Below are 9,866 nucleotides of genomic sequence, written 5' to 3' on the forward strand. Positions count from 1 at the left end.
GCGGCCTTATTGGATTGGCTGCGTCCATGCGCCCGGGCGGCTCACGCAGGTTAAATTACACTGGTCTGAAAGGGCTGCAAGAAAATGCGTGCGTTTCGCCTGCCGTCAGGCAAGGGATTTCACCGGCGCTTTCCAGCTGAAATCGGCTTAGCTTATTGTAATTGCTTTATATTTTTACCTGGCGCGCAAAGGGAGCCCGGCCTGCTGATAACGCAACGTCATATGATGAACAAACCGCGGGCGGATCGACCCCTGCCCGGAAACGGAAAAGGCCGCGCAATTGCGCGGCCAATTCAATGTCTTTTCGGTTGCCCGAAGGCTTAGAACAGGCCGGTCAGGCTGCTGATCAGAGCCGAGCGGATGTCGCCTTTGGCGATACGTGCACCACTGTCAAGCGGAACGTCGACAGCACCGCCACCCAGGGCAAAGTTGATGCCGAAGCTGACCTTGGTTACGTCGTCGTCAATCCCGGGGGGCAGAGCCAGCGGCAGGTCCAGGCTGGTGTGCGCCACTTCCAGGTGCGCCACCGCGGGAATGCCGCTGCCCAGGTTCGCCAGATCATAGGCAACGCCCAGCGAAACCTGCGTCGGATCGAAATCCGCACCAGGGATCGGGATATCGATGCCCAGACGTGCAATGCTGCCGTAGATCATCAGACCGTTGGCATAGGTGTAGTTTGCACCAACCGCCAGCAGATCCGCGTCCACATCACCGGGCGCACCCGTGATCGACACGCTGGTGCGCGCGAACTGGCCGTAAATGTCCAGCCCGTTTGCCATCTCGATACCTGCATTCAGGCCAAAGTCATCGATGTCGATGCCAAGAACGCCGAGGCCCGGGTCAGTGTCGGACTGGCCGAAATAGGCGCCAACATACCAGTTATCCTGTGCGTATTGACCCGCGATACCGACGGATTCGATATCGGTGCCGATGTTGATCGCCGGGATCAGAGCAGCACTCAGATCAACCTCGAAGGATTGATAGTATACGCTGGCCGAGAACCCGTTGCCGAAGTTGTAGGTGGGCTCAAGTGCGAAACGCGACCAGTCCAGATCGACGTCGCTGCCAACCAGCGCCGCGGTGTCGAGGCTGAGCATTGCAGCGTCCAGATCAAAGCCGACATGGAAGTTCGGCGAAAAGACCACATCGCTGCTCAGGCCCAGATTGATCGAGTCGTAATCGGCCAGATCATTGTTGTTCATGCTGTAGCTCAGCGTCACGGTTCCGTTAAAACCCAGCCCTGCGTCTTGCGCCATGGCTGCGGCCGGAACCAGCAGAACTGCTACTGTTGAAAAAAGATATTTACGCATATCGGATGTCCCCGTTTTCATGCTGCGTGTTAACAATGCTTAACAATTTCTTAACACCACCGGATTGGCAAGATTTCGCCAATCAGAAGGGTCGCAATTGTCCGGATTGTGCCATATGTGCACCGCATTTTACCCATCCCGATATCGGGCTTGGGCCGGGGCGGCACGCAACGCATTAAAAACTATGATTTTTCGGGGCTGAAGCCCAATCAAACCAAGTCAAGCCGTTTCAAGAGCTGTTTCAACGTATGATTGTCGGCGCCGCTCTTCTCTGCAACCCGGCTTTGCCAAAGCGTGGCCTGGCTGCGCAGGATCAACCCGTCGCTCAGCAGCTTGAGGTGATTTGCGCGCAACGTCTCTCCGGTAGAGGTGATGTCGGCCACGGCCTCGGCGGTTTCATTCTTTACCGAGCCCTCGGTCGCGCCCTGGCTGTCGACCAGTGCATAATCGGCCACGCCAGCATCGCGCAGGAATTCACGCACCAGGCGGTGATATTTCGTGGCGATCCGCAGACGGAAACCGTGACGCGCGCGGAAGGCCGATGCGGCGGCGTCCAGATCGTCGAGCGTGTCCACATCGGCCCAGAATTTTGGAACCGCCAGGATCAGGTCTGCCTGTCCAAAGCCAAGGGGCGCAAGCTGCTGCACCTGCTGTTCCCAACGCGGCAGCTTTTCCTGAACCAGATCTGTGCCGGTCACCCCAAGATGCAGACGTCCCGCCGCCAGGTCGCGCGGGATTTCACCGGCTGACAGCAGCACAAGCGTCAGATCGTCTATGCCTTCGACTTCGGCCGCATATTCCCGTTCGGACCCGGTGCGTGTCAGCGTGATCCCCCGTGCGGCAAACCAGGCAAAGGTCTTCTCCATCAAGCGACCTTTGGAGGGCACTCCCAGCTTTATTGTCATGCCGTCCCCTCCTGCAGCTCAAGCATCAGACCGGGCCGCATCACGCCGCCCACAGCGGGAATGCGCGCGCCCTGCCCCAGCCGCTGGGTCAGCGCATCATATCGCCCACCCGACGCAATCGGGGGCAGATCGGGACGGCCCTCGGCGTAAAAACCGAAGACGAAGCCATCGTAATACTCCATCTGAGTGCGCCCATAGGAGGCTTCGAAGTCCAGGTTTTCCACATCCACGCCGCGCGCATCCAGTGCCTCGACACGGGCTTCCAGGCGCTCCACCGCTGTGCGGATTGCGGGCAGATCGACGGCAATATCCGACAGCTGCTGAATGGCAAAAGGCGCGGTTTCGCGCACCTCAAGCAGCGCATCCAGCGCCGTCATCTCGGTATTCGAGATCGGAGCCGCCGCCGCATCTTCGCGCAGGACTTCGATCCGTTCGGCCACTTCGGCCCGGCTGCGCAAACCGATTTCCGGCGCATCCAGATCCGGGCTGTCACCATTCAGCAGAGCTGTGCGTGTCGCAGGCGGCGGGGTGCGCCCCGAAAACCGGTCCAGCAGCGCGCGGAACCGGCGGGGCCGCCAGATATGGCGCATCAGGGCGGTCTTGCGGCGATCCGTAGTGTTGAGCCCGGCAACCGCTGCCATCAGAAGACCGATATCACCGGTGGCCGCGCGCAGACCCAAAGGGGATAGCAGGCCGGAAAACAGCGCGAAAACCTCGGCGTCCGACGCCGCCGGATCGGCGCGGTCGAACACCTCATATCCCACCTGAACATATTCATTGGCGCGGTCTTCATCATGCTCCTGCCGCCGGAAGACCTCCCCGGAATAGGTGTATCGCGCAGGCTCGGCGCCCTCGGCCATATGCATCTGTACGACCGGAACGGTGAAATCCGGGCGCAGCATCTGTTCCCCGCGCAAAGCGTCAGAGGTCACATAGGCGCGCGCGCGGATATCTTCGCCATAGAGATCCAACAGCAGGTCGGCCGGCTGCAGCACCGGCGTTTCCACAGGCACCGCGCCCGCCGCCTCGAACGCGGCGCGCAAACGCGCGGCCTCGGCCAATGTCTGGGCGCGGCTGGGCATCAGTCCTGGCCCGCCAGGATCTCTTTGACGCGCGCAACCATCTGATCCCGCGGCACCTCGAATTGGGAGGGGCGTTCCTTCCATTCCTCAAGCGTCGCGTTTTCAGCAATCTTCGCGCCCAGGATCAGGTCCTTGATCTGGACGATGCCTTGGGCCTTCTCATCCCCGCCTTCAATGATGGCGATGGGCGAATTGCGCTTGTCGGCATATTTGAGCTGGTTGCCGAAGTTCTTAGGATTACCCAGATAGACCTCTGCCCGGATGCCAGCCTGACGAAGCTCTGCCACCATGGCCTGATAATCCGCCATCCGGTCGCGATCCATCACGGTGACCACAACAGGGCCTTCGGTTTCCGCGCTCAACCGCCCCTTGGCATGAAGCGCCGCCAACAACCGATCCACCCCGATGGAGACACCTGTTGCGGGCACTTCCTGCCCGGTAAACCGTTTGACCAGATCGTCATAGCGCCCACCGCCGGCGACCGAGCCGAACTGGCGCTTGCGGCCCTTGTCGTCGAGAATGTCAAAGGTCAGCTCGGCCTCGTAGACGGGGCCGGTGTAGTAGCCGAGGCCTCGGACAACCGAGGGGTCGATGACGATGCGGTCGGGGCCATAGCCTTGGGCGGCGAGGAGGTCGGCGATTTGTTCAAGCTCGGCGATGCCCTGTGCTCCGATCTCGGATGTGCCAACGGCGGCGCGCAAGTTGGTGAGCGTGCCATCGGCGCTATCCGCTTTCGAAGTCAGGAACGTAATGACAGGCTCGGACTGTTCCGGCGACAATCCTACACCGTCGATATAAGCGCCCGACGCGTCCAGCCGCCCTTTGCCCAAAAGCTCCCGCACGCCGTCCGCTCCGACCTTGTCGAACTTGTCGATGGTCCGCAGAACGGCAGCGCGCTGCTCTTCATCCGACAGGCCCATTGTCTCAAGCACGCCATTCAAAACCTTCCGGTTATTCACCCGAATGATGTAATCGCCGCGCGGGATCCCAACCTCTTCCAGCGTGTCAGCCAGCATCGCGCAGATCTCGGAATCCGCGGCCATCGAGGCCGATCCAACCGTATCCGCATCGCATTGATAAAACTGCCGAAACCGCCCCGGCCCGGGCTTTTCGTTCCGCCACACAGGCCCCATCGCAAAGCGCCGGTAGGGCGTGGGCAGGTCGTTGCGGTGCTGGGCATAAACCCGGGCCAGAGGGGCCGTCAGGTCATACCGCAGCGCCAGCCAGTCGCCTTCATCCTCCTGCCAGGCGAACACGCCTTCATTCGGCCGGTCGACGTCCGGAAGGAATTTGCCCAGCGCCTCCACCGTCTCCACGGCCGAGCTTTCCAGCGCCTCGAACCCGTAACGATGATAGACCCCGGCAATCTTGCGCAGCATATCGGTGCGCTGGGAAACCTCGGCGCCGAAGTAATCGCGGAACCCTTTGGGCGTTTCCGCCTTGGGTCTGGGCTGTTTTTTCTGCTTGGCCATGGGGTGTCATTCCTTGGGCGATGCCATTGGCGCGGGGGATAGCCGAAGGGAGGGTGCGGGGCAAGCCGGTCAGATATCACCGAAATCCCCGCCGCGCCCTTTGCCTGCGGAAAACCGCGCCGCGCCGGCCTGCCCTTCCGCGAAAAAGAGCCGGGCCGAAGCCCATTCCCGCCGCAGCGCCGCCGCCAGATCGGCAGGCGCCATCCGGGCCGACAGGTGATCGGCCCGCATGCAGCCCTGCGGATACCGGGTGAGCGTGCGGGCCAGGTCGAGCGCCGCGGCAAGCGCCTGCCCGTCGTCAGTCAGCCGGTCGGCGAGCCCCATTGACAACGCCTCTTCTGCCTGTACCTCGCGGCCGGTCAGGATCAGGTCATTCGCCCGTCCCTGCCCCACGATGTGCGGCAGGCGCACCGTGCCGCCATCAATCAGCGGCACGCCCCAGCGGCGGCAAAAGACACCCATGTAGGCGCTTTGCGCCATCACGCGCATGTCGCACCAGAGCGCCAGTTCCATCCCACCGGCCACCGCAGGCCCTTCGATAGCAGCAATGACCGGTTTCGCCAGCATCAGCCGCGAGGGTCCCATGGGCCCCGGCAGCGGCTGAGCCACGGGGTCCGTCCAATCCGCCGGAATGTCCACCGCCGACATCCAGTCGGTCGCACTGCCAACGGCGGCTGTTTTCAGGTCGAACCCCGCGCAGAACGCCCCTTCTGTACTGGCAAAGACGGCGACCTGCGCATCCGCGTCCGCGTCAAAGTCAAGAAAAGCATCGTATAGCGCCTGTGCTGTGGCGGGGTCGACCGCGTTGCGGGCCCGCGGGCGGTCGATGGCGATGATGCGAACGGGGCCGTCGTCGGCGATGCGAATAGACATGAGCGCAGTCTGCCCCTTGCTTTGGGCGCGCGCAATTGCTCTATCAGACCCATGCAAGAGATCGAAGAAAAGCTCGCCCATCTGATCCGCACGGTCGACGATCTGAGCGACGTGGTCGCCCGGCAAGAACGCGAGATTGAACGCCTGACCAGGCGCGTTGAGTTACTGGTGGCGCGCGAGGCCGAACGGGAGGCGGAAGCCACCGGCGGTATCGTCCTGGGCGACGAACGCCCGCCGCACTATTGACCGGCCATTTTCCGACCCGGAAAATGGCTGAGAAACTGACGCAGTTTCTTACGCCCTGGCGCCCACCCCGCAGCCCTTGTTTTCTGCGTCAGAAAACAGCCGGAAACTGCGTCAGTTTCCGGCCCGCTCAGATCTCTTCCACATCCATGATGCCGGGCAGGCTTTTCAACGCACCTTTGATCTGCGGGTTGACGGGAAATTCGCCGCCCAGATCCAGCTCCACCTCTCCCGGCAGGCCCGGATCCATCAGGCACATCTGCACGGGTCCCCGCGCCGTGCGTTCGGCAGCCTTGCGCGCATCCTCAAGAATGCTGGCAACAGAAGGCACAGCCTGCACATCTTCCACCCAGATCTTCAGACCCGTCGCCCCCGCATCGGCCACAGCCACATCGACAGGCGCCACAGACCGGCCCAGCAGTTTCAGCTGATCTGCTTCCATCGTTGCCTCGACGGTAACAACAACCTTCGCGCCGGTCTCAAGATGGTCGCGGGATTTCTCAAGCGTTTCGGAGAACAGCGTCACTTCAAACGCCCCGGTGGGATCGGACATCTGGCAAAAGGCAAAGCGGTTGCCGCGCGCCGATTTGCGCTCCTGCCGGCCCGCCACGACGCCTGCCAGTTTTGCCACCAGCGGCCCGCCTTCGGCCTTGGCCGTGACCTCGTCCAGTGTCAGGACGCCCTTGCGTTTCAGCGGGGCCATATAGTCATCCAGCGGGTGCCCCGACAGGTAAAAGCCGATCGCCTTGAACTCCTCGTTCAGCCGTTCGGCGGGCAGCCAATCTGGCACGGGGCTCAGGCGCGGTTCGGGCAGATCGTCCCCCGCCTCGCCGAACAGTGACACCTGGTTGGAGGCCTTCTGTTCGAAAATCGCCGCCGAATAACCCACCAGCGCATCCAGGCTGTCGAACACCCGGCGACGGTTCGGGTCCAGTTCGTCAAATGCGCCCGAGCGGGCCAGCATCTCCAAAGGCCGCTTGCCCACCCGTTTCAGATCCACCCGCCGGGCAAAGTCGAAAAGGTTCACGAAAGGCCGGTCGCCGCGCGCCTCGACCACCATGCGCATGGCCTCAAGGCCTACGTTCTTCAGCCCACCAAGGCCATAGATCAGTTTGCCTTCCGACACATCGAACGTGGCGCTCGACCGGTTCACGCAAGGCGGAACCCAGGGCAGGTCGAGGCCCTTTTTGACCTCTTCAAAATAGATCGCCAGCTTGTCTGTGAGATGGATATCGCAGTTCATCACACCGGCCATGAATTCCACCGGGTGGTTCGCCTTCAACCAGGCCGTCTGATAGCTGACCACCGCATAGGCGGCGGCGTGAGATTTGTTGAAGCCGTAATTGGCGAACTTGTCCAGAAGGTTCCAGACCTCCAGTGCCTTGTCCTTGTCGACGCCGTTTTTCGCCGCGCCTTCAAGGAATTTCGGACGTTCGGCGTCCATCGCCTCCTGGATCTTCTTGCCCATGGCCCGGCGCAGCAGGTCGGCGCCGCCCAGGCTGTATCCGGCCATCTCCTGCGCGATCTGCATCACCTGTTCCTGATAGACGATGATGCCCTGCGTTTCGTCCAGGATATGGTCGATGGTCGGATGCAGGTTTTCGCGCTCCTTCAGCCCGTTCTTGACCTCGCAATAGGTGGGGATGTTCTCCATCGGACCGGGGCGATAAAGTGCCACAAGGGCCACGATATCCTCGATACAAGTGGGCTTCATGCGCTTGAGCGCATCCATCATGCCCGAGCTTTCCACCTGGAACACCGCAACCGTCTTGGCCGCCGAATAAAGCTTGTAGGACGCCTCGTCATCCAGCGGGATGGCGTTGATATCATCCTCTGTCCCCGGTGCAGGGTCGTACAGTTCGGTTCCATCTGCCGCGATATGTAAATGACGGCCCGATTTCAGGATCAGATCGACGGCGTTCTGGATCACCGTCAGTGTCTTCAGGCCCAGAAAGTCGAACTTCACAAGCCCCGCCTGTTCAACCCACTTCATGTTGAACTGGGTGGCCGGCATGTCTGAACGCGGGTCCTGATACAAAGGCACAAGTGCATCTAGGGGCCTGTCGCCGATCACGACCCCGGCCGCGTGGGTTGAGGCATTGCGCAAAAGCCCCTCCACCTGCTTGCCATAGGTCAGAAGGCGGTCCACCACCTCTTCCTCCCGCGCGGCGTCGCGCAGGCGCGGCTCATCGGCCAGCGCCTTTTCGATCGAGACAGGCTTGACCCCTTCGACCGGGATCATCTTCGACAGGCGGTCGACCTGTCCGTAAGGCATCTGCAGCACCCGGCCCACATCCCGCACCGCCGCTTTCGACAACAGCGCGCCGAAGGTGATGATCTGGCCCACCTTGTCCTTGCCGTATTTGTCCTGCACGTACCGGATCACCTCTTCCCGGCGATCCATGCAGAAGTCGATATCAAAGTCGGGCATCGACACCCGTTCGGGGTTCAGGAACCTTTCAAACAGCAGGCTATAGCGCAGCGGATCCAGATCGGTGATCGTCAAAGCATAAGCCACCAAAGACCCCGCACCCGACCCCCGTCCCGGCCCCACCGGAATATCGTGATCCTTGGCCCATTTGATGAAATCGGCCACGATCAGGAAATAGCCGGGGAAACCCATCCCCTCGATGATCTCCAGCTCGAAATCCAGCCGTTTCTGATACTCCTCAACCGAGGCCGCGTGGGGGATGACCCGCAGTCGTTCCTGCAGCCCCTCATTGGCCTGACGGCGCAGCTCTTCGACCTCGTCATCGGCGAATTTCGGCAGGATCGGATCGCGCCTGTAGGCCATGAAGGCGCAGCGCCGGGCGATTTCGACCGTGTTTTCCAAGGCCTCCGGCAGATCGGCGAAAAGAACGCTCATCTCCTCAGCCGATTTGAAATAATGCTGCGGCGTCAGTTTCCGGCGCGGGTCCTGCTGATCCACATAAGCCCCTTCGGAAATGCAGATCAGCGCGTCATGGGCCTCGTACATGTCGGATTTCGGGAAGTAGACATCGTTGGTGGCAACCAGCGGCAGATCCTTGGCATAGGCCATCTCGATCAACCCGCGTTCAGTCAGACGTTCCGCCTCGGGCTGGCTGCCATCCTCGCCCGGATGGCGCTGCAACTCGACATAAAGCCGGGTAGGGAAGGCCGCGGCCAAACGTTCCATCAACGCCTCTGCCGCCGGGCGCTGGCTGGTCTGCAAGAGCATACCCACAGGCCCGCCGGGGCCACCGGTCAGGCAGATCAGACCGTCGCTATGGGCCTCCAACTCTTCCAGGCTCACCTGCGGCAGCTGCCCGGCCTTGTCGATATACAGGCAGGAGTTCAGCTTCATCAGGTTTTCATACCCCGCCTCGCTCTGCGCCAGCAGAACCACAGGCGCGGGCAGGCGTGGCTTGCCGCCAGGATCGGCAGGCAGGTAGGTGACATCGACCTGACAGCCCAGGATCGGCTGGATCCCCGCGCCTGACAACGACACGGAAAACTCCAAAGCCGCGAACATGTTGTTCGTATCGGTCAGCGCCACGGCCGGCATATCGGCCGCCTTGCAGAGATCGGGCAGCTTTTTCAGCCGCACCGCCCCTTCCAGAAGCGAGTATTCGGAGTGGACGCGAAGATGAATGAATCGGGGACTGCTCATACCCCCGACGTTATGCATATGGCAGCCGGGGGCAAGCGCCTTCGAAGGCGCTTGGCCAAGGGGGTTCGAACCCCCTTGGTCCACCGAATGATCCGCGCGCATTGTTCGCAAAAATTTGAAACTGCTTTCAGCGCACCCCACCACCCCAACCGGGCAACCCCACGAATTCATTGCCTTTCACGAAAAGCTACGCTGATCGAAAATCAGGCAGTTCCGTCCGGACAATGCACCCGCAGCATTTCTTTTTCTTGCAAGATCAGGCGGATGCTTTCTAACCTGCCCGGGCTGGAACGCGCCAGTGCCGTCCCTACGTCGCATCGGGACGCACATCTCAGGCCAAACTTCGTACC

7 protein-coding genes are annotated in these 9,866 nt (G+C 61.5%); 1 reads left to right on the forward strand and 6 read right to left on the reverse strand.

From position 1 onward, the window contains the following. Window positions 1–320: 320 nt before the first annotated feature. From TR61_RS04185 to TR61_RS04205, 5 genes are all read right to left on the reverse strand, one after another. Complete coding sequence (locus TR61_RS04185; RefSeq protein WP_157440817.1) at window positions 321–1,310, reverse strand: porin; 990 nt, start codon at window positions 1,308–1,310, stop codon at window positions 321–323. A 209-nt stretch (window positions 1,311–1,519) separates the two neighbouring features. Then, window positions 1,520–2,215 (reverse strand): ATP phosphoribosyltransferase, encoded by a 696-nt coding sequence (hisG, locus tag TR61_RS04190; protein ID WP_050928314.1) that lies wholly within the window; start codon window positions 2,213–2,215, stop codon window positions 1,520–1,522. Beyond that, window positions 2,212–3,297, reverse strand: a complete 1,086-nt coding sequence (locus TR61_RS04195; protein ID WP_050928315.1) for an ATP phosphoribosyltransferase regulatory subunit — start codon at window positions 3,295–3,297, stop codon at window positions 2,212–2,214. The genes hisG and TR61_RS04195 overlap by 4 nt, the downstream gene beginning before the upstream one ends. After that, window positions 3,297–4,769, reverse strand: a complete 1,473-nt coding sequence (gene hisS, locus TR61_RS04200; RefSeq protein WP_050928316.1) for a histidine--tRNA ligase — start codon at window positions 4,767–4,769, stop codon at window positions 3,297–3,299. Before hisS ends, TR61_RS04195 begins: the two co-directional genes overlap by 1 nt. A 69-nt stretch (window positions 4,770–4,838) precedes the next feature. Then, window positions 4,839–5,642: a crotonase/enoyl-CoA hydratase family protein gene (locus tag TR61_RS04205; RefSeq protein ID WP_050928317.1), complete on the reverse strand. Its 804-nt coding sequence runs from the start codon at window positions 5,640–5,642 to the stop codon at window positions 4,839–4,841. A 51-nt stretch (window positions 5,643–5,693) separates the two neighbouring features. Here TR61_RS04205 and TR61_RS04210 point away from each other — a divergent pair, with 51 nt between their 5' ends. Beyond that, a complete protein-coding gene (locus TR61_RS04210; protein ID WP_050928318.1) occupies window positions 5,694–5,888 on the forward strand; it encodes a SlyX family protein in 195 nt (64 codons plus the stop codon). A gap of 127 nt (window positions 5,889–6,015) precedes the next feature. Here the strand turns inward: TR61_RS04210 and dnaE are convergent, their stop codons facing one another. Beyond that, complete coding sequence (gene dnaE / locus TR61_RS04215) at window positions 6,016–9,516, reverse strand: DNA polymerase III subunit alpha (protein ID WP_050928349.1); 3,501 nt, start codon at window positions 9,514–9,516, stop codon at window positions 6,016–6,018. Between the last annotated feature and the right edge of the window lie 350 nt (window positions 9,517–9,866).

The organism is Aestuariivita boseongensis (genome assembly GCF_001262635.1).
GTDB classification, from domain to species: domain Bacteria; phylum Pseudomonadota; class Alphaproteobacteria; order Rhodobacterales; family Rhodobacteraceae; genus Aestuariivita; species Aestuariivita boseongensis.